The organism is Streptococcus suis YS56 (genome assembly GCF_000440115.1).
Classification (GTDB): domain Bacteria; phylum Bacillota; class Bacilli; order Lactobacillales; family Streptococcaceae; genus Streptococcus; species Streptococcus suis_L.
Genome location: NZ_ALMY01000029.1, coordinates 1 through 26,742, shown reverse-complemented (window position 1 = coordinate 26,742; position 26,742 = coordinate 1). Strand labels below are relative to the sequence as shown.

Below are 26,742 nucleotides of genomic sequence, written 5' to 3'. Positions count from 1 at the left end.
CTTTATGCAGAATAAATCGTTAGGTTTGAGAAGGCTAGGTCACCTGTAACAAGGAGGGCCTTTTCTCCCTGCTCAGTCGCATAGTTATTGGTTGTTGACATAGCACTGTCCAGTTCCACCACTGCTCGCCAGTTGGCCGGCAGATAGAGTGTAACATTTGAGAAGGCAGCATCGATATGGAATTCAGCCTTATCGCCTAAAATAACCGCCTGATCAAAGTAAACTGTACTAGAGCCGAAGGCTACTTCCACACTATCATGGAGAAAATTATCGTCGTGAATATAGCGAGTTGAAGAGCCAAAAGCTGTTTCCCGCCCCTTGTCGCCAATCACCCCTGTTCCAAAACTTTTTGTATCAATCATATCCCTGTTCCTCCTAGGTTTTATCAGTAACTTCAATCCTGCACAAGCTAGTATCGATCCCAGAATTACTGTCCAGGTATCAATGTCCACCCAGTCAAAGTGATTGTTCAAAATAATAAAGACCAAAGTTCCCCACACAAAGCTTGTAACTAACTGTCTTCTAATTATTGCCTTTAGGAGAAGATAACTCCAACCGACTACCAATACTAATTTCCAAAGAGGAAGCTCAATAGCCGGCAAGTAGTCTTGAAACAAGACCAAGCCTGCCAAGACCAGCAAAGCAATTCCTAAACCATATTTTTTCATCTTCCTACCTCATTTCCTGTAACTTTTCTTTTAATAAATGGTAATAATGTCGCGACACGTGAACTTCCTTGTGAGTCTTGTAGAAGGAAATCCGACTGGTGCCCGAGAAGGACTTATCTAGCGAATAGACTACCTTGCTATTGACAATAGTTGACTTAGCTACCCGACAAAAGTAGATGGGCAAATACTCCTCAAGTTCATAGAGTTTCATCTTAACCTCGTAGGCATCATCGCCTGTATGAGCAAAAATCTTGGTTCCGTCCGTTTCAAAGAAAAGTATGTCACCCAATGAAAGAAAATACTCGCTGCTCCCCTTGTAAAAAACAAGCGAGGGACGGCTAACCTGTTGCAGAGCCCGCTGAATCGCTTCTACTTCTGGCCCTAACTGACTGGCTCGGATGACCACTTCAACCTGATCCAAGCTGTCATCAAATTCAATCCTAACTTTCATAGCTCCCTCCTTTTTGATAGGTCTATTATACCAATTCCAACCACAATTACAAGGGCATTTCAGTAAGTGGTAAAAATGAAAGGGTAAGTGGTAACATCAGGCATATAAAAAACCAGCCGAAGCTGGTTCCATCTTAAAAAATCGCATCAAGCAGAGACGTAGTACCGCCACCACCATCACCACCTGTGCCAACGATATGATTGCCGATAACTTGTGCAAAGGTTTCAATATTCAAGCTTTGCACATAGATTTCCCCGTAGCCTGAGAAGGTATTGACAATCCCTTCACCTGTACCAATGGACTGGAGGAAACCATTTTCGAGATGAATATCATAGTTGAGGTCTCGGCTCCAAGCAACCACGTGGGCGTTGTCAATAGTGATACTGCCACCTGTCAGTTCTAATTTTTTTATAGACCCAAAAGCATTGGCCAAAAGCGTTCCATGACCCTCAGTTGTCATGACAAAAAGTCCGCCCTGACCACCGAAGAAGGCACGACCAACACTCTGACGTTCCATCTTATATTGAGCAGAACCATCTAAGGCCAAGAAGGCTCCGTCATTGAGGCGATATTGCTTGGCACCGAGTTCAAGAGCAATGACTTGGCCTGGTGTGGAGGGTGCAAGCGCGATTTTGCCATCGTCACTATTGGAAATAGCTTGCGTGATAAACATAGACTCACCTGACACCATAGAACGACCAATGGCCCCCATGAGCTTGCCAAAACCAGAACCACCACGCGCATTGAGCTTAGTATTTAAGCTAACACTAGGTGTATGATAAACCATACTTCCCTGCTGGATATAAGCTGACTCCCCAGCTTCCAAGGCGATTTCCACCAAAGGAAACTGCATATTACTATCGATAGTATATTTCATCCGATTATCTGACATGAGAAGGTCTCCTTGTTTTGTACTGTTTTTATAACACAATTCTACAACTAAAACAAAACCCTGTCAAGTATTTTTATAAAAAATATGGGAAACTGCACTATCAGTTCCCCATTTTTATTATATAGTCTTTCAGTTTGCTTTTAGTACTAGGCAACGAGCTGCAGGTTGTACTGGAGTACAGCAAAGCGAGTTCAAATAATCACAAATTATTTGAATCTGGAAATAAGGAAACGGAGTTTCCTCATACGTCGACGTAATAAAAGATAAACTGAAAGACTAGATAACTTCTGTCATACGACCCGTATCCACATCATAAACCGCACCGAAAATTTCAACGTCGTCGGGTATGAGCGGAGATTGTTTTAAGATAGCAATATCCTCCCGCACGCTTTCTTCAATGTCTGTAAAAGGAAGAAAGTCCTGACCAGCCACATCCACTCCTAAATCCCGCTTGAGTTGGACCGCAAAGTCCTCATTGGTAAAGGTCTGGGCACCGCAGTCTGTATGGTGGAGCACCACGATTTCCCTTGTGCCGAGCTGCTGCTGGGAGATAACCAGCGAGCGAATCATGTCCTCCGTCACGCGCCCACCCGCATTCCGCAAAATGTGGGCATCACCCAGAGCCAGGCCCAAGGCCTGCGCCACGTGAAGCCGTGAGTCCATACAGGTCACGATAGCCACCTTGGTCTTTGGACGAAGAGGCAAATGGTAATCACCATGCAGGTCAACATAGGCCTTGTTGGCCTTCATAAAGTTTTGAAAATAAGACATAGGACCTCCTTGTCTGATGAGAATTTCTGAAAGTTTCAGAAATAGGTTAGACCTAGCTTACCACATTCCCGACTATTTGTCGCAAAAAGAGGAGCGACTAACTGTCACTCCCGAATGATTTCATCAGTTGAATACTTTCTGCAAGACTTCGCCAATGGTTGTCACGCCGATAACGGTGATTTCCTTGGGCACCTTGATACCTGTCAGGGAATTTTTGGGGGCATAGACCTTGGTAAAGCCCAATTTGGCGGCTTCGTTAATCCGTTGTTCAATCCGATTGACGCGGCGGATTTCGCCTGTCAGACCAATTTCGCCTATAAAGCACTCTTGTGGGTTGGTCGGCTTATCCTTGTAACTGGAGGCAAGGGCAACTGCGACCGCTAGGTCAATAGCTGGCTCATCCAGTTTGACACCACCTGCTGATTTGAGGTAGGCATCTTGGTTTTGGAGGAGCAGACCTGCCCGTTTTTCCAAAACCGCCATAATCAAGCTGGCACGGTTGAAGTCCAATCCTGTCGTGGTCCGCTTGGCATTGCCAAACATGGTCGGCGTCACCAGAGCCTGCACTTCGGCAAGGATAGGGCGGGTGCCCTCCATGGTCACGACAATAGCAGAGCCAGTCGCCCCGTCCAGACGCTCTTCCAGAAAGACTTCACTAGGATTGAGGACTTCGACCAAACCCTGCGACTGCATTTCAAAAATGCCGATTTCGTTGGTGGAGCCAAAGCGGTTTTTGACCGCCCGCAAGATACGGAAGGTGTGCTGCCGCTCGCCCTCAAAATAGAGAACGGTGTCCACCATGTGCTCCAAGGTCCGCGGTCCAGCCAAGGTGCCTTCCTTGGTCATGTGGCCGACGATGAAGGTTGCGATGTTGTTGGTCTTGGCAATCTGCATGAGTTCATTGGTCACTTCACGGACCTGACTGACAGAGCCTTGCACGCTGGAGATGTCAGGGCTCATAATGGTCTGGATAGAGTCGATAATCAAAAAATCTGGTTTTATCTTCTCAATCTCTGTCCGAATGCTCTGCATATTGGTCTCCGCATAGAGATAGAACTCACTGTCGATGTCGCCCAAACGTTCGGCCCGCAACTTAATCTGCTGGGCAGACTCTTCCCCCGACACATAGAGGACCGTGCCAATGGTCGAAAGCTGGGTAGAAACCTGTAAGAGCAGGGTGGATTTCCCGATTCCTGGATCGCCACCGATCAGGACCAGACTGCCCGGCACCACACCGCCACCGAGGACGCGGTTGAACTCCTCCATGTTGGTCTTGGTGCGGGCCACTTGAATGGAGGAAACTTCATTGAGCTTCATGGGACGGGTTTTCTCTCCTGTCAGGCTGACCCGCTCGTTCTTGACTTCAGCGACTTCCACTTCCTCGACAAAGCTAGACCAGGATCCACAGTTGGGGCAGCGACCCAGATACTTGGGTGAGTGGTACTCGCAGGATTGACAGACAAAGGTTGTTTTTTTCTTAGCGATGATGATTTCCTCCTATAGAGTATATTCTAGGATTTCGCAGTAGGCTATGGTTTCTTTGGGGACAAACTGGCGTATCAGCATACCGTGAGAGACGATAACAATTCGGTCATAGGCTTTGTATTTTTCAAGGGCCTGTAAAAATCGCTCTTTCATCTCCGCAGCAGTCTCATAGCGAACAGGTGAAGACTCGGGCACCGCTCCGCTATTTTCCAAAAATAATCGATGAGCTAAGACAGCCTCATCTTGACTGGCATTTTGCCCCAGTAGGTCTGGTCGCCACTCATGAAAAAAGGGCTCGACCAGAAGAGGTAGTTGCTGGGCATGAGCAATGTAAGTTGCAGTCTCCAAGGCTCGCGTGACGCTTGAAGCGATAACCACCTGAGCCTGAGCAAAAACAGGACTGCTGGCAACTTCCTGGGCCAAAGCCCTCCCCTTTTCAGTCAGGGAAGCCAGATCCCGTCCAAAACCTGCGTACAGCCGAGGGTTGTCATGCTGGTCAAACATACTGTAGTCAGGCTCGGAATGCCGCACAAAGAGAATCTGCATAGTAGTCTATTTCCCTGTCGAGCCAAATCCACCCGTCCGAACGCCGTCGGCCTGATCACCGTCAGCCAAGAGGAAGGGGGCAAAAACAGCCTGTACGATTCGCTCGCCTGTTTCCACCACGACAGTTTCCTCTGTGATATTTCGCATCTGGGCAAAGATATGACCTTCATTGGCTGGATTGCCGTAGTAGTCGCCGTCGATGACTCCGACTGAGTTAATCAGGACCAATCCTTTCTTGCGAGGGTTGGACGAACGGTCGTAGAGATAGAGGACCTCATTGGCCTGCATATAGGCCTTGACACCCGTTGGAACCAGCTTAATCTCACCTGGCTCCAAGCTAACCGTCTCCGCAGCTTTCAAGTCGTAGCCTGCTGCATGGGCTGTCTCACGTTTTGGCAATAAGTTTTCATCAGTAAACTGGCTAACCAGTTCGAATCCACGGATTTTCATATTTTTCCTTTCGAATGCTTATTTTGAGGATAAATCTTCTAGTAATTTTTCAAAATCAGAATTTATCTTTTGGGTTTTATTAAAAATTGCATATTCTGACCGAGCTTTCTCCTTGGCTGACTGCCTTGTAATTTGACCATCCCCCTCTAAAAGTTCATAATCTTGAAAGGCTAAAAATCGATCAATGCTATCTGCCAAATCTTGCATGGTCTGAGTTTTTCCTTGCTCAATTTGTCGCTCCAGATAGTCAAAGTAGCCCGAAATACTACGTTCCAGCGAACGAATTTCCTTTTCGTTCAGATAATTTTTAGCCACAAGAGCGTCCGATTGCAAAATACGTCCGTCAGGAGAGTGCTTCCAGGTTACCAACCCCATGTTCGCTTTGGTGTGGTCTGCCTTTTCATAAATAATTTCTGCAGCTGTTTTACCTGTAATCGCATAATGAAATTTATTTTGCACATGAGCATAGAATTGCTTAGTCATCAAGCTATTAGCGTCATAATCAATCGCAATCTCTGCAAAAATATCTGTGATTTGTAACCAAATTCGTCGTTCACTAGCACGGATAGAACGAACTCGTTCTAAGAGCTCACGGAAATAATCTTTTTCCAACAGGTTTTCGCCTTGCTTCAAACGCTCATCATCCATTGCAAAACCTTTAATCATGTATTCTCGAAGCACAGTTGTTGCCCACTGCCTAAACTTAGTAGCCTTTTGAGAATTGACACGATACCCGACGGAAATGATGGCATCGAGATTGTAATAATCAACCTGCCTGATGACCTCGCGAGTCCCCTCGATTTGAACTGTTTCCATTTTGGAAATAGTTGCTCCCTCATCCAACTCACCTTCTTCAAAAATATTTTTCAAATGTTTGCTGATAGCTGGTACACCAACATCAAACAATCTTGCCATTTCCTTCTGACTGGCCCAAATCGTCTCGTCACTGACAATAACACTAGCCTTTTCTTGGTCATTTTCTGCTCGGTAAATTAAAAATTGTAATTCCTTCATATTTGCCTCTTTAATTATTTAGAGCTCACTCCCCACTACAAATTCATTCGCATTTTTCGTCACAAATGCAAAAAGTGTGGTTAAGGGAAAGGCATACTCGTCATCAAAGCGAGCTGCACGTAGCCACAAGTCTTGGTCAACCTTGCGAAGATAGACACTGCGAGGGAAGGCGAATTCATATCCCAACCATAGGTCTATTATACACTAATTCATCAAAGCCTGCGATTTTCAGCAAAAAACACCTGACCAACAGGTGCTACTACTATAAACTAGCTCAAGCAGTTCAAACCTCTTCCGAGCCAAAAATCTCCCAATGCTCCTCAACTTCTTTCTCCAACTGTTCAACCAGCTCCAGCAAGTCTGCAGCTCGGAGAATAGCAAGCCCCTTGTCCACCATCCCTCTATCCTGCCGAAAGATACCCATACGGACATTAGCCATACCTACATAATCAATCCGCATACTTTCCTGAGCCATAGTGTAAACTCTTTCCATTACTGAAACACAAAGTTGATACTCCCCATTTTTCAGTAAAACGGTCGATAGATTATAGAGAAAAGCAAACTGGCTAACCTGTACATCTCTGAAGTCCTTATACTTGTCCAAGGAAAGCAAGATTTTATCTACAAAGCCTTTCAAATGAGATACAGGAATGATCGGAAGCACCAACCCCAACTTACGAAAATCCGCTAAATACCAAGTGTCTGACTTCTCCAATTCCTTCCTAAGTGCTTGCCCCAACTGTCTGGTTCGCTCCCCATCTCCTGTCTGACAAATAGAGAGGGCTAACCGTATCTGTTGTTCTATCCGTTGAACCCGTATATCTTCTTGCTTCTTCAAATACTGCTCTATTTGGTACAAAAAATCATAACAGTTTGATTCAGAAAAAAATTGTCCTCTCATATTTTCGAAGCGATAGATGATAGACGAACGCTCCGAAGGCTGATAGGCATGGCAGATATAGTCAAATTCTGCAAAGGTCATATCCAGCTGACGGAGGATATGGGAAAAGTGGGCAATGGTAGGATATTCTTTGTTGTTTTCAATTTTTGATAGGGTTGTTCGTGACAAGGCATCTCCACAAACTTCCTGCTGACTAAGCCCTTTGGACTTACGAATCTCTTTTAAGACTGTCCCAAAATCCCACTTCATACAAGACCTCCAAAAAATGTGAGAATTGTTTGCGTTTTCATCAATATCATTCATTATATGATACCATAATAGTAAAGAAAAACAAACAAAATGATAGGAGGCATTCTTATGAAAACTTGGAAAAACTATCTCTTGCTTTTAACTTACTCAGCCATCCTACTAGCCCCTCAACTTTTAGGAGATGGATGGATTTGGATAGCCACTGGTATCAACAAATAAATAAGCTACTACCATCTCACCACTCTGGAAAGGAGGATAATAACCGGAAACTATATGTTGGGTGGAGAGGGTGGGAGTAGATGACAAATTACAATACTTCTTTATTAACATCATTACTTATCAAATTTTACAAGGAGAAAAATTATGCTTAAAAGTAAATTATCAAAAATATGTATCATATATCTCACAAGAATAATAGCTCTCATTATCGGTATCATCGCTTTTACTATACCAGTTTCTGCTGAAGAGGTTAGTGATTACCGCTTTATTAATGAATTACAACAAGTAACAACTTACAATCAAAATGGTCTACCTGTCATTGATATTGATAAAGCTTATTCATTAGAACTTAGTGATGAAGCAGTCTCTGTTGGTATAGCAATCAATGATATTGTTGCTGATGTCGAACAAAACGGAGAAAAGATAGCCATAGAAAATATGGATAGAGCTATTTTCCCAATCGGTTCCTACGGTAATTTCTGTGGAATGGGAAATAATGGCTGGCTTACTAAACCAATTGATAACTTAGACTCCGCCTGCTTATGGCACGACGCTTGTTTTAAAGGCTTTGGAGCAGATAACAGACAATGTAATCGCGAATTCATTAATCGTTTAAAACCAATTATTGCAAGCACTAACACTTCTACTTATAAAGGAGTTTATGCTCGTGCTGCCTATGCCTTATTCCTCCCTCTTTCATAAAACATAGCTAGGAGGTGCAACCATGGCTGCTACATTCATCATTTTTTTAATCATAAAACTATTAGCACTCATTCTATTCCTTGCTTGTTTATTCCTAGGTTATAAACTAGTTAAAACATTAAATAAAAAGCAAGTATCTCCTGCAAAAAAATGGGGAATCATTGGTCTCTATAGCCTATTTTTGCTTTTCATAGCCTATCTTGCAACATTTGTTGTCGTACTGGGAATCAATACTTAGTCTTCGAATTTTGTGATATATATGTAAAGATAGACAATAATGGATATCAAAACGAACAAAACTTTATTAGGGCAAATTGAGACTATCCTTAACACACAAATCTTATCGGTCCAAGAGCTTACGATATTACAACATGCACAAACTGCCCTTTCAACATGACGAATACCTTTTAAAGGTCATCTCTTACTTAAAACAAGAACTTTCGCCTCTCGCAATAAGCAACTCATTGACTCCAGAAGTTTTAGAGTTATTCCTTGAAATAAACAGACAGCACCCAGCAACACGAGCTGCTGCGATTTTGAATTTTCTTGTTCCAAAAACTAAATAAATGGGAATGGACATAACCAACATAAATATCTTGATTATCTACTAATCTCACAGATAAATTCAACCCCTTTCTTAGGAGGTGCTCACCATGGTTTACTTGAAAATAATCATTCTCTGGATTTCTCTAGCCCTTGCATTGTACGGGGACAAGTTCATTCAGAAAGATTTCCCAATTTGGAAAGGGATTTTCCTACTTATTGCTCTGGCAAGTTCACTTTCTTTTCTATTTTAATCCCACATAGAGCATTGGGGAAAGGAAAACAGTTATGAAACGAACCAAGCTCTTTCATAAAACATCGACAGTTTTCACTCTGATTGGTCTACACCTAGTTGTTTTCCTACTTAGTGGACTTCGCTCTTGGATCTTGCACCAACCCTTCAAATGGTGGATTACCTTAGGGATTAGTGTCGGTTTTTCAGTTGCTTATCTCTTAGTAACCAAAAATGACACCTAGTCATACAAAGAAATTGCAAATAAACTACATCAGATGAACAAGAAAACATTCCAAGAAAATCTATACAAGACTGAATGCATCAAGTTATCTATCTTAAACTTGAAGTCTTGTAGAACACATACTTAAAAACCAGTCAATCACAGAAATAGATTGACTGGTTTTTGCTGTTCACGTTCTTACTCAATGAAAATCAAAATCGGACTATGCGACGCAGATGTAAATAAACCTCTGTTCTTCACATATAGTCGTTTAGTTTGCTTTTAGTACAAGGCAACGAGCTGCAGGCTGTACTGGAGTACGGCAAAGCGAGTTAACGAAGTAATCAAAGATAAACTAAATGACTATAATTTCCAGTAATCAGACTGAAAACCTTCATTGAAGCCGTCCCAGCAACAAAGTCTGGCTCTGATTTTCGAAGGATATTATTCAAACACGAACTGGTTGTGGTAGAGTTCGGCGTAGAAACCATTAAGCTTGAGAAGCTGGCTGTGGTTGCCTTGCTCGATGACTTTTCCGTCTTTGAGAACGATGATTTCGTCCGCAAGTCTGGATCTATTTCTCTGGTATAACCCAAAAAAGATAGTAAGTAATAAAGACTGTCAGCAAGCCAAGTCCAATTTTGACAAATAGTACAGGAGCCAACCAAATGGAAATCCCCATGAGTATGTAGATTTGCCAGATAATTTGTTTTTTCCGTTTACGGGAAATGGCTTTGGTTTCAGCATAATCCGCTACGTAAAATTGATAAATTTTTGTATTGCGTAGCCATTTTTCAAAATTTTTAGAGCTTCTAGCAAAACAAAATCCAGCCAAAAGTAAAAGAGGCGTTGTTGGAATGATAGGTAGAACAATCCCAATCATGCCAATAGCAAGACTAACAAAACCAGCTACTAGATAAACAATTTTTTTCATAATACTATTATACCAAAAGAGTTCGTGATTGTTTAAACATTTTCTGTATGGTTTAGGAAAACGCTTGCTTTCCACCCTGTAAACTGGTATGATAAGGATATTACATTTAGAAAAGAGAGAAGATGCTATGAAACTTCTAGGACTTGTCGGAACCAACTCCGCTCGCTCAACCAACCGCAAACTCTTGCAGTACATCAAACAGCATTTTGCTGACAAGGCAGATATTGAATTGGTTGAAATCAAGGACCTTCCAGTCTTCAATAAACCGGCTAATCGTGAACTGCCAGAAAGTGTTAAAGAATTAGTTGCGAAGATTGAAAGTGCTGATGGTGTCATCATCGGAACACCTGAGTATGACCACTCGATCCCCGCTGTTCTTATGAATGCACTAGCTTGGGTATCATATGGAGTCTACCCTATGCTTAACAAGCCGGTTATGATTACAGGTGCCTCATACGGAACACTCGGTTCTTCCCGTGCTCAATTGCAACTGCGCCAAATTCTCAATGCTCCTGAACTCAAAGCTACTGTTTTACCAGATGAGTTCTTACTATCTCATTCCATGAAAGCCTTTGATACAAACGGTGAGCTCATTGATTTAGAAATCAGTCAAAAACTGGATGCCATCTTTGATGACTTCCGTCTCTTTGTCAAGATGACAAGTAAACTGTCTAGCGCCAAAGAGTTACTTCAAAAAGAAGCTGAAAACTTTGACTGGGAAAACTTGTAAGAGAGGGGAATAATCATGAAATTTGTCGGAATTGTCGGGTCTAATGCAGACCAATCTTATAACCGCATGCTATTGCAATTTATTCAACGCCACTTTAAAGTAAAATTTGAATTAGAGCTTTTGGAAATCAAAGATGTCCCAATGTTCAATCAGGACGAAGACCAGTCTAATAGTTTTGCGATCCAATACCTTTACAACAAAATCACACGTGCTGATGGTGTCATCATTGCTACACCTGAGCACAACCACACCATCACACCTGCTCTTAAGAGTACTCTAGAGTGGCTCAGTTTCAATTTACATCCATTTGAAAATAAACCAGTTATGATTATCGGGGCTTCTTACTACGACCAAGGAACGTCTCGTGCTCAAGTCCACTTGAGAAAAATTTTGGACGCTCCAGGTGTCAATGCCTACACGTTACCAGGTAATGAATTCCTCCTTGGTAAAGCGAAAGAAGCTTTTGATGATAAAGGGAACATTATCAATGAAGGGACTGTGAAATTCTTGGAAAGCTGTCTAGACAACTTTATCAAGTATGTCGGCGTTGTATCTAAATTGAAGCAACCCAAGCCAATTGCACCCGAAGATTTAGACTGTACCCATCCAATCGCAACGACCATCACAGGTGTGGACCCAGATGACCCAGACTGGCTGGATAAGGCTTCTAAATTGGTCAACGCTGTCGAGGGAGATACGTATGTTAAATTAGATAACGGTCTTTTAACAGTTAACCAACTCAATATGTTCCTCAACGCCATGCCATTTGAGTTGACCTATGCAGATGATAACAATCAGTTCCTCTATTACAACAATAGCCACCAAGAACCTGAAACCATGTTGGGTAAACGGGTACTTGCTCAAGTAGGAAATCGCCTGTCAACTGTCCACGGTACGCTACCTCCTGCTCGTATGAAGAATGTCGAATGGGTTGTTGGAACCTTACGTAATGGTAACCAAGAGTACGTTCGAACAATCGTCCCAGGCACACCACCTGAAATTATCAATACTCATAACTACCAAGCTATGTACTATCCTGACGGGTCCTACGCTGGCATCAATGAAATTATCTTTAATTTTAAGCCATGGTTAGATTGGTATCTTGAAACCACTGGACAACGCTTGGTGGGGGGGACAGGAAACACCGCATCTCCTGCCCATGTTGATGCAACCTCTGGTGCTTCAGATACAGGTAGTACCCATACAGCTTCCACACCGACAGATGCCAATTCTGGTGCATCTGCTCACTAACAAATAAAAACTAGTGGGAAGGGGCTCCCTTTCCACTATATTTTTCAATAAATTTTTGATGATTATGTCACAAGGAGGCCCCATGTCCCCATTTCAAGAAAAAATTTCGGTTGCAGTTTCAAAAAAAGAATCCCTTTTTGATGAAAGTCTAAGCCGTTATGCCTTACGCTCCATGTATGCAGGAGCTTATTTGACCATGTCAACAGCTGTTGGTATTATTGGAGCTGATGTCATCTCCAGTCAATTCCCAAGTCTATCGCGTTTTGTTTTTACCTTTATCTTTGCTATCGGACTGATTTTTGTTCTTATTTTTGGTGGCGAATTGGCTACATCTAATATGATGTATCTAACGACTGGTGCCTATTATAAGCAAATTACTTGGAAAAAAGTAACGCTGATGTTACTTTACTGCACCTTCTTCAACTTTGTAGGTGCTACCATTCTGGCTTGGCTTTTCAATCAGTCCTTCTCCTACCTTAACTTATCTAACGAAAGTTTTGTTGTCAACGCTGTCACCATCAAACTAGGAAAATCCGACTGGAGTAACTTCTTTGAGGGAATTACTGCCAATATGTTTGTGAATATGGCTATCCTTGGGTATATGCTACTCAAGGAACAATCCGCCAAATTCTTTGTTATTGTATCTGCTATTTTTATGTTTGTTTTCCTTATCAACGAACACTTAGTTGCTAATTTCGCATCATTCATGCTCTTAGCCTTTAATGCTGCTCGTACTAATGTAGATACCTTTACCACCGTGAATATTCTTCGTCAGTGGATTGTTGTTTTCTTTGGAAATTGGCTTGGAGCCGGCCTCTTTATTGGAATTGCTTATGCTTGGCTCAATCAGACCAAAACCAACCATCTTGAACAGTAATGATACTACAAAAACAGCCAAGATAAACCACATCCTAAAAGTTTAAGGATTGTGGCCTGCTTATCTTGGCTGTTATTTTTTACTATTCAAACACAAACTGGTTGTGGTAGAGTTCGGCGTAGAAGCCATTGAGTTTAAGGAGCTGGCTGTGGTTGCCCTGCTCGATCACTTTTCCGTCTTTGAGGACGATGATTTCATCCGCATTAAGAATGGTTTTGAGGCGGTGGGCAATGACGAAGCTGGTCCGTCCTGCGATAATAGCCTCCATGGCCTTTTGGATTTTGGCTTCCGTCACCGTATCAACGTTTGAAGTTGCTTCGTCCAAAATCAAGACCTGTGGATCTGTCAAGAGCGTACGGGCAATGGAAATCAGTTGTTTCTGACCTGTCGAAAAGACATTCTCATCATCGGTCACAAAGGTTTCATAACCCTCTGGCAAGCTCATGATAAAGTCGTGGATATGGGTGGCACGAGCTGCGGTTTCCACCATTTCCTGCGAAATGCTCTCATCGCCAAAGCGGATATTGTCCGCAATAGTACCAGAGAAGAGCACTGACTCCTGCAAGACAATGCCGACCTTATCCCGCAAACTATCCAAATCATATTCCCGAATATCGCGACCGTCAAAGGCCACGCTACCACCATTGACATCGTAGAAGCGGTTAATCAAGTTCATAATGGTAGTCTTACCAGACCCCGTCGGACCAACGACCGCCACCATTTTGCCCTTAGGAGCTGAAATGGACACCTTGTCCAAGACCTTCTGACCTGGCAGGTAGCCAAAGTCGATGTCCTTAATTTCAACACCTTCTTTTAATTCGGTAAATAGCGGAGCGTTTTGCGGGCGGACTTCCTCAGGCTCATCAAACATTTCCTGAATACGATGAGCACCTGTGAAAGCCAATTGCAATTCTGCCCAGCTAGATGCAATCTGCATGATTGGCTGGTAATACTGTTGCGAATATTGAACAAAAGTCACGACCAGACCAAGTGCGGCAGCTGTTTCCAGTGAACTATCGTTGAGAACAATGCTGGAGCCTGCAAAGATAACAATGGCAGTATTAACCAAGCTCATTCCGTTCATAAATGGAAAGAGAATCCCACCAAACAAACGGCCCTTGAAAGTTGTGCGACGAACTTCTTCATTGAGCTCCAAGAAACCATCAATCGTCTCTTCCTGCACACCCTGTACAATAATCGCTTTTTGCCCTGAAATCTTCTCATCCATGTAGGCATTGAGTTTAGACACCGCAGCCTGTTGCTTGTCAGTATATTTCCGTGACAGGCGAATGATAATCACTAGGGCAATCAAGGCAACTGGCGTAGATGCGATAGTTACCAAAGCCAAACGAGTATCCTGACGGAACATCATGATAACCATACCGATGTAAAGAGCGATATTGGTCACTACCTGAGTCAAGGACTGGTTAAAAGCATTTTGGATATTGTCCAAATCACTGGTAAAACGAGAAAGAATATCCCCATCCTTGTGGCTGTCAAAGAAGGCAACTGTCAAGCGTTCCAACTTGCCAAACAAACCTTTTCGCATGCGGTTGGTTGAATGAGCAACGATGCGTGTAAAGAGCAGGGTATAAATCAAGGTTGATACCACCGTCGCCACATAGGCCAACAAGAGATTGAGCATAACCCCATTAAAATCAGCTAGGTCAGGCTTGAAATCTGACTGACCCATTTGCACCGAAGCAAAATAAGCCTGACCAATTTTCCCCATCTCTGCAATCGCATCTCCAAGGAAAACAGGTGTCTTAACCTGCAAATAAGTCGCCGTCACAATAGCTAGAAAAATCACAGCAAAGGACAGCTTATAGCGTTTAAAATAAAACCAGAAAAATCTAAGTGTTTTCATCTATTCTTCCTTCCCTTTCTGTGTTTCGTAGATTTCGCGGTAGACATCATTTGTCGCTACCAATTCTGCGTGTGTTCCTTGACCAATCAAGCGACCTTCATCAAGAACCAAAATCTTATCAGCTTTGACAACAGAAGAAATCTTCTGAGCAACGATGACCGTCGTTGTCCCCTTCAAATCATGGTTGAGGGCTTCTTGTACCAACTTCTCTGATTTAGCATCCAAAGCTGAGGTCGAATCATCTAGCACCAAGACTTTAGGATCACTAATCACCCCACGCGCAATGGACATCCGCTGTTTCTGACCACCTGAGAAGTTATTTCCACGTTCTTCTACTTGGCTCTCATAGGTATCATCCAAGCGGTCGATAAATTCTTTGGCTTGGGCAATACCTGCGGCCCGCTCCAAACGTTTCAAATCTGCACCAGGTGCACCTTGACGCAGGTTGTCTGCAATGGTCCCTGAGAAGAGAATAGCTTTTTGCAAAACGATAGACACTGTATCTCTCAAGGTTTCCTGACTGATGTCTTTCAAATCACGTCCACCAATTGACACAGTCCCTTCTTGTGGATCAAACAAACGCGGAATGAGCTGGGCAAGAGTGGATTTACCCGCACCCGTCGCACCGACCACACCGACCATTTGACCAGACTCAATCTCAAAGGAGATATTTTTCAAAGTTGGCTCAGTGTCATGCGGATAGGTGAAGCTGACATTGTCAAAGACAATCCGTCCATCCAAGTCCTCTTTTGCACCTTCTTTAAAGGTCATTGCTGGCTCTGTATCTAAAACCTCACTCAAACGTTTAATGGAAATAGCAGCACGTGAAGCCTGCATCCCCATAAAGCTAGCCATGATAATGGCAAACATGATTTGCATGAGGTAGCTCATAAAGGAAGTAAAGCCCCCAACTGCTTCGATATTAGTGTCTAACATCCCTGAAACGAGATAAAGCGACACAAAAATCGCCATATAGGAGATAAACATCATCAAAGGTTGCAAGATAGAAAAACCATAACCAATAAAGAGGTTGAGATCCAAAAGCTCATTGGATACTTCTTTAAATTTAGCATATTGATTTTTCTCCTGGACAAAGGACTTAACCACACGAATCCCACGGAGATTTTCCTTGGCAATGCTGTTCATCTTGTCCATGAGGGACTGGAATTTACCAAAGCGTGGCCCCATTTGCCCCATGACAACTGCCATGATGACCATGATCAAGACCACCATGAGAATAATCATCCACCAGAGTTCTGGCATGGTCCGTACCGCCATGATGAAGGCTCCGATAAAGAGGAGGGGAACCCGTAGCAAGATAGTAAAGAGCATCATGGTCAAGTTTTGAATCTGGGTCACGTCGTTGGTCATCCGAACAACCAAGTTCCCCGCATTGAACTCTTCGACGTTAGCATAAGAAAAGCTCTGAATCTTGCGGAAGGTTTGCTCACGAATATCCGCAGACACCCCTTGTGAAATTTTCGCCGCAGCAATAGTGTTAACCAGACCAGCCAAAAGACCAATTCCCGCAATCACCAAGAGCAACTTACCCACACGGACAATCTCATCCTTATCATTTGCCAAGACAGCCGTCAATACATCCTGCAAATAACTTGGCTGCATTAAAGTCGTCGCTACAACAATAGATGTCAGCAAGACTGATGCCAAGGCATACCATTTGTAACGTAAAATGGCTTCTTTAAACATGATTCTTCTCCTTATAGTGTTGAATATTTTCTTTTAATTGATCCACCACCTGCTTGATCAGATGAAATTCTTCCTTCTGAATTCCCTGAAAAAGCGAGCGGTGCATTTCCTCATGAAAGGCTTTTAGGTGACAAATCTTGCTCTGACCTTTCTCTGTCAAGACCACCTGCTTGTAGCGTCTGTCAACCTGAGATGGCAAAACCTGAATAAAGCCGTTTTTCTCCATTCGCTTGACCAGATTACTGGTAACGGATTTGGAAATCTTCAGCTCGGCTTCAATGTCTTTGACAAAGGTTTCAACTTCAGACCGTTCCGCTATGAAACACAAGGCCCAACCCTGTGGACCTGCTAGGTGCTCCACATCGTATTCCTTGGCAATGGCTTCACTAATCTGTTCAATTTGATTGAGTAAATTCCGAAAATCCGCAATGGTGTGTCCCATGATTGCTCCTTTCTGCGAAAATAATTACCATGAGAACTATTATAGTTCCCCTAAGAACTATTGTCAATCATTTTAACTCCTGTTTTCTGAAAATGGATGAATTTTTTTAAACAGATTCTGCTAATATTTTTCTTCCTTACAGCAATATTTGACATGACTTACAAGATTTTATCTATAGATTATGGTATAATGTAAGCAAAGCAAATCAACTAGAAAGGATTTTCTATGACCAAACAAACCATTGCTATCTTGGGACCTGGCTCATGGGGGACTGCATTGGCTCAAGTTCTCAACGATAACGGTCATACTGTCCGTATTTGGGGAAATATTCCCGAACAGATTGACGAAATCAATAAAGAACATACTAACAAACGCTATTTCAAAAATGTTATCCTAGATGAAAATATCAAAGGCTACAAGGATTTGACTGAAACCCTTGACGGTGTTGACGCAGTACTTTTTGTTGTACCAACCAAGGTTACTCGATTAGTTGCCAAACAAGTGGCCCAAGCCCTCAAGCACAAGGTGGTTATCATGCACGCCTCAAAAGGTCTGGAGCCAGATAGCCACAAGCGTCTTTCTCAAGTATTGGAAGAAGAGATTCCTGCGGAACTCCGCTCGGAAATCGTTGTAGTTTCTGGTCCAAGCCATGCGGAAGAAACCATTGTCCGTGACTTGACCTTGATTTCTGCTGCTTCTAAAGACTTGGAAACGGCCACCTATGTGCAAAACCTCTTCAGCAACAACTACTTCCGCCTTTACACCAACAACGATGTCATCGGCGTAGAAACAGCTGGAGCTCTGAAAAATATTATCGCCGTGGGTGCGGGTGCCCTTCACGGTCTGGGCTATGGTGACAATGCCAAGGCGGCGATTATTGCCCGCGGTTTGACTGAAATCACCCGACTTGGTGTGGAAATGGGAGCCAACCCACTGACCTACAGCGGACTTTCTGGCGTCGGTGACCTGATTGTGACAGGAACGTCTGTTCACTCTCGTAACTGGCGAGCAGGGGATTTGCTTGGTAAGGGAGAGAAACTCGAAGACATCGAAGCCAACATGGGCATGGTTATCGAAGGGATTTCCACTACCAAAGCAGCCTATGAGTTGGCTCAAGAATTGAATGTTTACATGCCTATCACTCAAGCCATCTACAGCGTGATTTACCAAGGGGCAAGCATCCAAGATGCAATCCAAGAAATCATGTCTGGTGAATTCCGCCAGGAAAACGAATGGTCTTAATAAAGTAATCATTAACAAAATAATAAGGAGATTGCACCATGACAAAAAAAGTTAGAAAAGCCGTTATCCCTGCAGCAGGTTTGGGAACACGCTTCCTTCCAGCAACTAAGGCCCTTGCCAAAGAAATGTTGCCAATCGTTGACAAGCCAACCCTCCAATTTATCTTCGAAGAAGCGCTTCGTTCTGGCATCGAAGATATATTGGTCGTAACTAACAAATCAAAACGTTCCATTGAAGACCATTTTGATTCGAATTTTGAACTGGAATACAACCTAAAAGAAAAAGGTAAAAATGACCTCTTGAAACTGGTTGATGATGCAACTGCCATCCGACTTCACTTCATCCGCCAAAGCTATCCAAAAGGATTGGGAGATGCCGTCTTGCAAGCCAAAGCCTTTGTTGGAAATGAACCTTTTGTCGTGATGCTAGGCGATGACCTCATGGATATCACCGATGAGTCTGTTAAGCCAATCACCAAACAGTTGATTGAAGACTATGAAGCAACGCATGCTTCTACCATCGCAGTGATGCCCGTTCCACATGAAGAAGTTTCATCATATGGTGTCATCGCACCTCATGGTGAAGGAGTCAACGGTCTTTACAGTGTTGAAACCTTTGTGGAAAAACCAAAACCAGAAGATGCTCCATCTGATCTTGCCATCATCGGCCGCTACTTGCTCACTCCTGAAATCTTTAATATCTTGGAAAATCAAGAACCTGGTGCCGGAAATGAAATCCAGTTGACAGATGCCATTGACACTCTCAATAAAACGCAACGCGTATTTGCCCGTGAATTTACAGGCAAACGCTACGATGTTGGGGATAAATTCGGCTTTATGAAAACGTCCATCGACTATGCTTTAACCCATCCACAGGTCAAAGATGATGTCAAAGGCTACATCATCAATCTTGCTAAGCAATTCCAAGACGCAGAATAACAATAAAAACTAGCATGATGCTAGTTTTTTTCTTATCTCAAATAAAATATCCCTAATAGCAAGGTAAGCAAGCCCAAATATCCAATGAAACTGTAAAAAATCTGTTTCCCTGTAAAGAGATTTTTTTCCACAAGTGGAGGAAGGAAAATCACAACCAAGCAACCACCTACTGCGCCTCCAATATGCCCAGCCATGCTAATGGTTGGATTGAAAAGTCCCAAGACCAAGTTCAATCCCACAAGGACCATGTAGCGTTGACCAAGAACCTGTAGATAAGGGCTACGACTAAATTTCCTCAACAGTGCCATAGCGGCAAAAAGACCAAAGAGCGAGGTCGAAGCACCTGCACCAACTACATCTGGTGTAAAGAAGAGAACAAAAAGATTGCCCATTATCCCAGACAAGAGATAGAGAAGAAAGAAGCGCCGTGACCCAAACAGTCCTTCTAATTGATAACCCAAACCAAGCAAGGTAATGCTGTTAAAGATAAAATGCTCCCAACCAATGTGGACAAAGATAGGGGAAATCAAGCGCCACAACTGACTCGGATCGTATCGTACCATTTCACCGTACATGCCACCAAATTCAAAAATCGTATAGGCTGTGGTGGTCTGCCCAAATCGAAACACTTGTATCAAAAGAAAAACAAGAGCCGTGACTGCCAACAAGGCATTGGTCACAGGATAGCGCTTATCAAAAAAGTTCTTCAAAAATCAACAACTCCTTTACTGGAATATCAAATACATCTGGTTCAAAATCATAGACTTGAAAGTCTGCCAAGGTCGATACCGTCTCCCCCTGATAATCTGCTAGGTAGCGATCATAAAAACCGCCTCCATAGCCCACTCGAAAACCCGCTTGATTCCAAGCTAAACCAGGAACATGGATCAACTTAACCACAGACTTATCCACAGGTTGTGAATAAGTCCCAGGTTCCCAAACTCCAAACCTAGATTTCACCAAATCATCAGGATTATATTCTACAAAATCCATACGCCCTTGTGAATAGGTCTTAGGGATGAAAATCTGCTTGCCGTCCTTTTGAGCCTGCTCAATCAGGTAAGAAGTGTCAAACTCATGGGGCATGGAAAGGTAGGTCCCAAGCGACTTTGAGCACTTATAGGTGTCAGATGAAAGGAGCCTTTCTGTTAGTTGCTGACTCCATCTTGCTCGCTGACTACTAGTTAGGTCTTTCAAACTCTGCAAGACCTCTTGCCGAATTTCTTTTTTATCCACAGGAACTCCTTTCTTTTCAGAAAAAGACTGGAAACCCCAGTCTAGTTTGCTTTCATTTTCAAAAAATCGCTCAACTTATCCACAGCAAAGGGAAGCACTTCCTCTTTGGGACTGAGACGAGGATTGTGAAGGGGATAAGGCGTATCCACACCCAGCCAGAACATAACACCCGGCACCTTGTTAAGCAGGTAACCGAAGTCCTCTCCCGTCATGGCAGGTGGACAATCAATCATCTCCACTCCGTCAACACCATCAAAGTAAGTCATGAGCTCGTCAGCCAGCTGGGGATTGTTCTCCACAGGCAGATAACCGCTTGGATTGAGCTCGATCTCCAAGTCCACTCCAAAGGACAGGGCGATTCCCTCTGCCACTTCCCGCACCCGCTTTTGCACCAAGAGGCTCATATTTTGAGTCAAGGCCCGAATGGTGCCGTGCAAAAAGGCCGTTTCAGCAATGACATTGTTGGTCGTGCCTGCGTGCATGGAGCCGAAGGTCACCACCGCTCCCTCGATTGGGTCGACATTACGGCTGACCACTGACTGGACCTGGGTCACAAAGTAGCTGGCCGCCACTAAGGCGTCATTGGCGGTATGGGGAAATGCTGCGTGGCCACCCTTTCCTGTAAACCGTATCTTGACTTCACAGGTCCCAGCAAAGAGGGTCGCACGGTTGGTGGCCATTTGACCGACTTTGAGGTCTGGTCGGACATGGAGCCCATAAAATTCATCTGGTAACCAATCTCCAAAAGCACCCGCTTCATACATAAGCATACCACCTGCTAGATTTTCCTCCGCAGGCTGAAACAAAAAGAGAAGATTGTTTCTTGGTTGCTGCTCTGCCATTTTCTCCAAAAGCCCCAAGGCAATGGTCATGTGGAAATCATGTCCGCAGGCATGCATCCTGTCTGGGTGGAGGGACTTGAAGTCCAGGTCCGTTTCCTCCACGATAGGCAGGCCGTCAATATCTGCCCGCCAGCCGATGGTCTTTTCAGGAGCAGAACCTATCAGATAGACCAAGATACCTGTCTTCCATGTACGCACTTGAGCAAAAGAACAGTCTTGAAGTAAACCTTCAATGGTCTCCATGAGAAAAGCGTGGGTCTTGAACTCCTCCATGCCCAGCTCTGGAATCTGGTGGAGGGCTCGGCGTGTCGCGATTAAATCTAGCATAACTACCTCTTAGAGTGTCCGCAAAGCCTCTTCCAAGGCTGTTTTTTGTTGGGTTTGAGCGTCGATTTCCTTGATGATGCGAGCTGGCACACCTGCTACCACAACATTTTCAGGGACATCTTGGGTCACAATAGCACCCGCTGCGACAACAGAGCCGCTACCGATTTGTACACCCTCGATGACAACGGCATTGGCACCGACCAAAACATTGTCGCCAACACGCACTGGTTCAGCCGAAGCTGGCTCGATAACACCTGCAAGAACCGCACCTGCACCGATGTGGCTGTTTTTACCAACCGTTGCACGACCACCAAGGATAGCACCCATGTCAATCATGGTACCTGGACCAATTTCCGCACCGATGTTAATCACCGCACCCATCATGATAACGGCATTATCACCGATTGTCACTTGGTCACGGATAATGGCACCTGGCTCGATACGGGCATTGATATTACGTTTGTCCAGCAAAGGCACAGCCGAATTGCGGCCGTCTTGCTCAACCACATAGTCTACATTTTCAGTCAAGTTTGCCAAAAGTGGCTGGACATCCTTCCAGTCACCGAAGAGGACATTGCCAAGCTTTGTCACCTCAGCAGGAACAGGGCCAGCCAATTCACCTTCAAAAGTGACTTTAACAGTTGTCTTCTTCACAGCATTACCGATAAAGGCAATGATTTCTTGGGCAGTCATTTTTTGTGCAGTCATAATGTTTTCCAATCTATAAATAATATTTTTTCTATTATATCAAAATTTTCTGAAAATTTGATGATGAAATATAAAAAAATTGAAAAAGAGGCTAAGTTAGCCTCCTAAAGTTATTGTGGTAAATCAAATTTTACAACTGCTGGTTTTATATCTGTACTAAACTGGAACCCTGGTTTAACCTCTAACTCAGAAGTTCCCTCTTCGTTTACTGCAAAGGCGGTTGTTGCGCCTTCTATACTTCTACCAGGTGCGATTGTTTCGAGTATTGTTCCAACTGGGTAGCTTTCAGTCACTTTATTGTTTACATACAAATCCATATCTTCACCGACAACATAATCTTTATCAGTCAAGTTAGTGACATTATAGGTTACCAAAAGCACTTTATTCGCAACAATATCGCTCACTTCATTTCGTTCGTCAGTCCATGCAATATTCGTAATTGTAATTTCTGCTACATCTTTAAATACAATTGTATCTCCTACCTTGTAGCTTGTACTAGTTGCTTGTTCAGAACTAAACTGCGAAACACTGCCAGAAGTATCCGTAGCTTCTTTTTTACTTGGTTCAGTAGTAGAACACGCAGCAAGTGCAAACACTGACAGTGCAGTCAAAGTTAGGAAAGTAAGTTTTTTCATATAAACCTCCAAAAAATGTTTTACACTACCATTATATATATATATGCGTTGTCAAGTATAAAATTAAAAAAATTAGAAGTTTTATCTCCTAATTTTCAATCATTATCTAATCTTCAATTTCTTTTCTCGGATTGACAGCTCCGACGATGTAGTCCTGCACCAGACCTGTATCATCTAGCACAATCCCGTGTAGAACTCCGCCGTAAACAGCTCCTCCGTCAATTCCCATTTTCCCATCCAGACTAGTCCAGATTTGACTGATGCGGAGCTTGGTCTGATAGAGATTGTAAACAGGGGTGTGTCCAAAGACAATCATTTTCCCTGTGGTATTGTCAGCCTCATGGAAAGGGGTGCGTAACCAAACCTTATCATGATTATTGGTTTCACGCCAATCTGGTAAGGTCAAATCAACCCCTGCATGGACGAAGATATAGTGCTCGGTCTCTATGTGATAGGGGCAAGATTTGACAAAATCAATCAGGTCCTCATATTGTTCCATCACCGCATTGGCATCTACCAGGCCATCTACCGGTGCATCCAAGGGACGCCCCAGTAGGGAATTGATGGTCGTATCTCCACCATTTCTCCGATAGTGGTCGTAGCGATCAACTGGATCGCGTAACCAAGCTAGAAACATCCGTTCATGATTACCAGTTAAACAGATAGCACCTTTTTCACGGACCAACTGTCGCACCAACTCTAGACAGGCCTTTGAATTTTCTCCACGGTCAATCAAATCGCCTAGAAAAATCAGTTGTTGCCGCTCTTCATTCCATTTCTTCAACATATCAAGTAGGAGTTCAAATTTACCATGAACATCTCCTACTACAAAAAACTCTCTTTTCATACAGTCTATTCTACCACATTTCTAAAGGAAAGAAAAACTGGGAGTGTGATAGAACTCAAGACATAGAAAAGAGTTCGTCCTCACACCCCCGCACAGCTCAAAAGGTTCAGTGAACCTTTTGAGGTTGGAAATGAAGCGAACTCTGTTCGCAACAGTCGTTAGGTCAGATTTGGAGTGTGAAACACGAACTGCTGAGATTTGCTTCGCAAATCTTATCTCCAACCTTTAACAGTCCACTGGACTGTTAAACCCAATCAACCACTGCGCTGAGATGTTAACACGAACTCTGATAAGCGGGCCAGGCTTAAATCCAGCCTCAGTTTCATTCTATTACAAACGTGCGTTCAATTCTGCACCGAGTTCTTCAAATCCTGGCTTGCCAAGAAGAGCGAACATATTTTTCTTGTAGGCTTCTACACCTGGTTGGTCAAATGGGTTGATCGCATTGAGGTAACCAGAGATAGCAATCGCTAATTCAAAGAAGTAGAAGGTGTAACCAAGTGTGAACTCATCTTGTTGTGGAAGGGTCACAAACATGTTTGGTACACCACCATCTGTGTGGGCAAGAAGTACGCCGTCCGTTGCTTTTTTGTTTACAAAGTCAACGTCCTTACCTTGCAAGTAGCCTAGACCGTCAAGGTCTTCTGCCATTTCAGGAATCAAGATATTTTTTCTTGGCTTGTCAACACGTACCACTGTCTCAAAGATGTTGCGGTTTCCTTCTTGGATGAATTGTCCAAGAGAGTGCAAGTCTGTTGAGAAGTTAGCAGATGTTGGGTTGATACCTTTTTGGTCTTTACCTTCTGACTCACCTGCCAATTGTTTCCACCATTCGCTGAAGTATTGCAGTGATGGCTCGTAGTTAGCCAAGATTTCTGTTACATATCCTTTTCTGTAAAGGATGTTACGAACAGCTGCATATTGGTATGCTTGGTTTTCAGCAATTTTATCTGAAGTGTAAGTCGTACGAGCTGCGTTTGCACCTTCCATAAGGGCATCAATGTCTGCACCAGCTGCTGCGATTGGCAAAAGACCAACTGCAGTCAAGACTGAGAAACGGCCACCGACATCATCAGGAACAACAAAGGTTTCCCAACCATTTGCGTCCGCTTCAACCTTAACAGCACCTTTTGCCTTGTCAGTTGTCGCATAGATACGTTTGTTAGCTTCTTCTTGACCGTATTTCTTCACAAGCAATTCTTTGAAGACGCGGAAAGCAATCGCAGGCTCAGTTGTTGTACCTGATTTAGAAATCACGTTAACTGAGAAATCCTTATCTGCCACATAGTCCACCAAGTCAGCAAGGTAGCTTGATGAGATAGAGTTTCCAGCGTAAAGGATTTGTGGAGCTTTACGCTCTTCACGTGTTTGCAAGTTTACAAAGGCATTGCTCAAGAAATCAATAGCTGCTTTAGCACCAAGGTAAGAACCACCGATACCGATAACCACCAAAACTTCACTTTCCTTTTGGATTTTAGCTGCAGCTTCCTTGATACGAGCAAACTCTTCTTTGTCGTAGTTTTCTGGCAAATCCAACCAGCCGATAAAGTCGTTACCAGGACCAGTTCCTTGACGGAGCATTTGGTCAGCTAGGGTAACTTGTGGTTGCATGTATTCTACTTCTTGAGCTCCAACGAATTGGCCCAAGACTTTTGAATAATCGAATGTAATATGTGTCATGTTTTTCCTCCATTTATGTACCATAATATGATAACGCTTTATCATGTTTTTTTCAAGGGATTTATCAATTTTCATTCATTTTCATGAAATGGAGTTCGCTCGAATGTTATTTTCTGAAAATTGTTTGCAAACCGCACTTGTATAATAGTCTTCTAAATACTCGTCTTGCTGGGTAACGCTGATATAGCTGGGACATACCTTAGACAGTAGGTAGAGAGGCAGAAGGGTTGGATACCAAATGGTCATGACTTCAAAAATAAACTTACCATTATTTCCACGTTGAATGTAGCGCTGCCTGTACTCCGCTTTCAGACGAGGATGCGGAATGTAGATATGGAACGGGACAGCTCCACGGACAAGCATTACCAATAACATTCTCAGTAGGAAATTCATTGCAACAAGGACAGTCTTACCCTCCTCATGCAAGGCATAGGCTTTGTCTACATAGATATTTTTATAATTCTTGTCTTTAATAGGCCGAGGAGTAGATTTCCGTTCTTCCTTGGTCAAATGGCTGACGCTCCTATTATCGTACTTAATGTCAGACAGCTCTAAATCCACTACATTGGCATGTTTCTTAGCAAGTGTCGTTTTACCCATACCTGGAAAAGCAAATATAAACATAGGCCTTCCTCCTTTTTCTTCAGTAGAATAGCAGAGCTAACAAAAAGTTTTCTTAAGTGGAAATCTATTTTACTCTTTTTTTCCTATCAATCAATAGAAAATTTCAAAAATCAGTCCCTAGACGGAGTCAAAAATACCTACAAAGGCTGTCTCCTATTTCTAAACGCTCCCTTATTCCAAAGGGTTTTTAGACTGCACGCAAAAAGAGCACACACCCGACTTCGCTTAGGGCTGCTGGATTCCTCCCCTGACCCGCTTCACGCACGAATGTTGCTCCGTTTATTATTATAACACAAATTGATGAAAGTGCAAGTTTGGACTACAAACTAACTATCCGAAGCGGCTTGTGCCTTCAAGGCTTCTTTCTCAGCTTTTTGCTTTTCTCGCCTCTGTCTGAAAAAATCTTGCATAATCTGAGCACAGGATTCTTCCAAGCCCGACTTTATCACTTTATTTTTCCACGATCCGCTTCAATCGCTTGATAGAATTGGATTTTTTAAGTATTTTTC

General features: G+C 43.2%; 31 protein-coding genes and 1 other RNA gene. 9 read left to right on the top strand and 23 right to left on the bottom strand.

The genetic code is table 11. The features are described 5' to 3' along the window. Positions 1-2 precede the first annotated feature (2 nt). From SST62_RS0104245 to SST62_RS0104200, 10 genes are all read right to left on the bottom strand, one after another. Positions 3-668 (bottom strand): hypothetical protein, encoded by a 666-nt coding sequence (locus SST62_RS0104245; protein ID WP_029186416.1) that lies wholly within the window; start codon positions 666-668, stop codon positions 3-5. Between the two features lie 4 nt (positions 669-672). Continuing rightward, on the bottom strand, positions 673-1,119 hold the full coding sequence (locus SST62_RS0104240) for a LytTR family DNA-binding domain-containing protein (protein ID WP_029186415.1): 447 nt from the start codon (positions 1,117-1,119) through the stop codon (positions 673-675). Between the two features lie 133 nt (positions 1,120-1,252). After that, positions 1,253-2,011: a TIGR00266 family protein gene (locus SST62_RS0104235; protein WP_029186414.1), complete on the bottom strand. Its 759-nt coding sequence runs from the start codon at positions 2,009-2,011 to the stop codon at positions 1,253-1,255. 276 nt (positions 2,012-2,287) lie between these two features. Beyond that, complete coding sequence (locus SST62_RS0104230) at positions 2,288-2,782, bottom strand: beta-class carbonic anhydrase (protein ID WP_029186413.1); 495 nt, start codon at positions 2,780-2,782, stop codon at positions 2,288-2,290. Between the two features lie 123 nt (positions 2,783-2,905). Then, positions 2,906-4,273, bottom strand: coding sequence for a DNA repair protein RadA (gene radA / locus SST62_RS0104225; protein ID WP_024404944.1), 1,368 nt, complete (start codon positions 4,271-4,273; stop codon positions 2,906-2,908). Between the two features lie 6 nt (positions 4,274-4,279). Further along, complete coding sequence (locus SST62_RS0104220) at positions 4,280-4,813, bottom strand: histidine phosphatase family protein (RefSeq protein ID WP_029186412.1); 534 nt, start codon at positions 4,811-4,813, stop codon at positions 4,280-4,282. A gap of 6 nt (positions 4,814-4,819) precedes the next feature. After that, complete coding sequence (locus SST62_RS0104215) at positions 4,820-5,263, bottom strand: dUTP diphosphatase (RefSeq protein ID WP_029186411.1); 444 nt, start codon at positions 5,261-5,263, stop codon at positions 4,820-4,822. A gap of 18 nt (positions 5,264-5,281) precedes the next feature. Beyond that, complete coding sequence (locus SST62_RS0104210; protein WP_029186410.1) at positions 5,282-6,277, bottom strand: virulence RhuM family protein; 996 nt, start codon at positions 6,275-6,277, stop codon at positions 5,282-5,284. Positions 6,278-6,295: 18 nt separating this feature from the next. Continuing rightward, positions 6,296-6,463 carry a hypothetical protein gene (locus tag SST62_RS1000000112760; RefSeq protein WP_180273186.1) on the bottom strand — a complete coding sequence of 56 codons (168 nt, stop codon included), beginning with the start codon at positions 6,461-6,463 and terminating at the stop codon, positions 6,296-6,298. Between the two features lie 97 nt (positions 6,464-6,560). After that, positions 6,561-7,427, bottom strand: coding sequence for a helix-turn-helix domain-containing protein (locus tag SST62_RS0104200; RefSeq protein ID WP_029186409.1), 867 nt, complete (start codon positions 7,425-7,427; stop codon positions 6,561-6,563). Between the two features lie 363 nt (positions 7,428-7,790). On the opposite strand from SST62_RS0104200, the gene SST62_RS1000000112865 reads away from it, so the two are divergent. From SST62_RS1000000112865 to SST62_RS0104175, 4 genes are all read left to right on the top strand, one after another. Then, positions 7,791-8,348: a phospholipase A2 family protein gene (locus SST62_RS1000000112865; RefSeq protein ID WP_153309596.1), complete on the top strand. Its 558-nt coding sequence runs from the start codon at positions 7,791-7,793 to the stop codon at positions 8,346-8,348. Between the two features lie 22 nt (positions 8,349-8,370). After that, entirely contained in the window at positions 8,371-8,586 is a 216-nt protein-coding gene (locus SST62_RS0104185) for a hypothetical protein (RefSeq protein ID WP_029186407.1), read from the top strand. A gap of 415 nt (positions 8,587-9,001) precedes the next feature. After that, positions 9,002-9,145 (top strand): hypothetical protein, encoded by a 144-nt coding sequence (locus tag SST62_RS1000000112570; RefSeq protein WP_153309050.1) that lies wholly within the window; start codon positions 9,002-9,004, stop codon positions 9,143-9,145. A 34-nt stretch (positions 9,146-9,179) separates the two neighbouring features. Then, complete coding sequence (locus SST62_RS0104175; RefSeq protein WP_029186406.1) at positions 9,180-9,368, top strand: hypothetical protein; 189 nt, start codon at positions 9,180-9,182, stop codon at positions 9,366-9,368. Positions 9,369-9,920: 552 nt separating this feature from the next. Here the strand turns inward: SST62_RS0104175 and SST62_RS0104170 are convergent. Next, positions 9,921-10,280, bottom strand: a complete 360-nt coding sequence (locus SST62_RS0104170) for a YbaN family protein (protein ID WP_024384177.1) — start codon at positions 10,278-10,280, stop codon at positions 9,921-9,923. A 127-nt stretch (positions 10,281-10,407) separates the two neighbouring features. On the opposite strand from SST62_RS0104170, the gene SST62_RS0104165 reads away from it, so the two are divergent. From SST62_RS0104165 to SST62_RS0104155, 3 genes are all read left to right on the top strand, one after another. Then, positions 10,408-11,010: an NADPH-dependent FMN reductase gene (locus SST62_RS0104165; protein ID WP_024384178.1), complete on the top strand. Its 603-nt coding sequence runs from the start codon at positions 10,408-10,410 to the stop codon at positions 11,008-11,010. A 15-nt stretch (positions 11,011-11,025) separates the two neighbouring features. Then, positions 11,026-12,261, top strand: coding sequence for an NAD(P)H-dependent oxidoreductase (locus tag SST62_RS0104160; RefSeq protein ID WP_029186405.1), 1,236 nt, complete (start codon positions 11,026-11,028; stop codon positions 12,259-12,261). 82 nt (positions 12,262-12,343) lie between these two features. Further along, the gene (locus SST62_RS0104155) at positions 12,344-13,138 is read left to right on the top strand and encodes a formate/nitrite transporter family protein (RefSeq protein ID WP_029186404.1); all 795 of its coding nucleotides are present in this window, start codon (positions 12,344-12,346) and stop codon (positions 13,136-13,138) included. 82 nt (positions 13,139-13,220) lie between these two features. Here SST62_RS0104155 and SST62_RS0104150 read toward each other — a convergent pair whose 3' ends face one another. From SST62_RS0104150 to SST62_RS0104140, 3 genes are read right to left on the bottom strand one after another with little or no spacing between them, the layout of a single operon-like run. Then, positions 13,221-15,005 carry an ABC transporter ATP-binding protein gene (locus SST62_RS0104150; RefSeq protein ID WP_024407656.1) on the bottom strand — a complete coding sequence of 595 codons (1,785 nt, stop codon included), beginning with the start codon at positions 15,003-15,005 and terminating at the stop codon, positions 13,221-13,223. Continuing rightward, the gene (locus SST62_RS0104145) at positions 15,006-16,712 is read right to left on the bottom strand and encodes an ABC transporter ATP-binding protein (RefSeq protein WP_029186403.1); all 1,707 of its coding nucleotides are present in this window, start codon (positions 16,710-16,712) and stop codon (positions 15,006-15,008) included. Further along, positions 16,705-17,154 carry a MarR family winged helix-turn-helix transcriptional regulator gene (locus SST62_RS0104140; protein WP_029186402.1) on the bottom strand — a complete coding sequence of 150 codons (450 nt, stop codon included), beginning with the start codon at positions 17,152-17,154 and terminating at the stop codon, positions 16,705-16,707. Before SST62_RS0104140 ends, SST62_RS0104145 begins: the two co-directional genes overlap by 8 nt. A 225-nt stretch (positions 17,155-17,379) precedes the next feature. Here SST62_RS0104140 and SST62_RS0104135 point away from each other — a divergent pair, with 225 nt between their 5' ends. Both SST62_RS0104135 and galU read left to right on the top strand, forming a co-directional pair. After that, positions 17,380-18,396, top strand: coding sequence for an NAD(P)H-dependent glycerol-3-phosphate dehydrogenase (locus tag SST62_RS0104135; RefSeq protein WP_029186401.1), 1,017 nt, complete (start codon positions 17,380-17,382; stop codon positions 18,394-18,396). A gap of 38 nt (positions 18,397-18,434) precedes the next feature. After that, a complete protein-coding gene (gene galU / locus SST62_RS0104130; protein WP_029186400.1) occupies positions 18,435-19,334 on the top strand; it encodes a UTP--glucose-1-phosphate uridylyltransferase GalU in 900 nt (299 codons plus the stop codon). 32 nt (positions 19,335-19,366) lie between these two features. Here the strand turns inward: galU and SST62_RS0104125 are convergent, their stop codons facing one another. The 9 genes from SST62_RS0104125 to ffs all read right to left on the bottom strand — a co-directional run bounded on the left by SST62_RS0104125 (position 19,367) and on the right by ffs (position 26,517). Further along, entirely contained in the window at positions 19,367-20,044 is a 678-nt protein-coding gene (locus SST62_RS0104125) for a rhomboid family intramembrane serine protease (RefSeq protein ID WP_029186399.1), read from the bottom strand. Next, entirely contained in the window at positions 20,028-20,570 is a 543-nt protein-coding gene (locus tag SST62_RS0104120) for a 5-formyltetrahydrofolate cyclo-ligase (RefSeq protein ID WP_029186398.1), read from the bottom strand. Before SST62_RS0104120 ends, SST62_RS0104125 begins: the two co-directional genes overlap by 17 nt. A 41-nt stretch (positions 20,571-20,611) precedes the next feature. Next, complete coding sequence (locus SST62_RS0104115) at positions 20,612-21,739, bottom strand: N-acetyldiaminopimelate deacetylase (protein ID WP_029186397.1); 1,128 nt, start codon at positions 21,737-21,739, stop codon at positions 20,612-20,614. 9 nt (positions 21,740-21,748) lie between these two features. Next, a complete protein-coding gene (gene dapD, locus SST62_RS0104110; protein WP_029186396.1) occupies positions 21,749-22,447 on the bottom strand; it encodes a 2,3,4,5-tetrahydropyridine-2,6-dicarboxylate N-acetyltransferase in 699 nt (232 codons plus the stop codon). A 110-nt stretch (positions 22,448-22,557) separates the two neighbouring features. Further along, positions 22,558-23,082: a hypothetical protein gene (locus tag SST62_RS0104105; RefSeq protein WP_029186395.1), complete on the bottom strand. Its 525-nt coding sequence runs from the start codon at positions 23,080-23,082 to the stop codon at positions 22,558-22,560. A 106-nt stretch (positions 23,083-23,188) separates the two neighbouring features. Then, a complete protein-coding gene (locus SST62_RS0104100; RefSeq protein WP_029179484.1) occupies positions 23,189-23,929 on the bottom strand; it encodes a metallophosphoesterase in 741 nt (246 codons plus the stop codon). Positions 23,930-24,259: 330 nt separating this feature from the next. Beyond that, entirely contained in the window at positions 24,260-25,609 is a 1,350-nt protein-coding gene (locus SST62_RS0104095; RefSeq protein ID WP_029186394.1) for a glucose-6-phosphate isomerase, read from the bottom strand. An 81-nt stretch (positions 25,610-25,690) separates the two neighbouring features. Next, positions 25,691-26,233, bottom strand: a complete 543-nt coding sequence (locus SST62_RS0104090) for a hypothetical protein (RefSeq protein ID WP_029186393.1) — start codon at positions 26,231-26,233, stop codon at positions 25,691-25,693. A 194-nt stretch (positions 26,234-26,427) separates the two neighbouring features. Continuing rightward, positions 26,428-26,517: signal recognition particle sRNA small type (gene ffs, locus SST62_RS1000000112050), an RNA gene on the bottom strand. Positions 26,518-26,742: the final 225 nt, after the last annotated feature.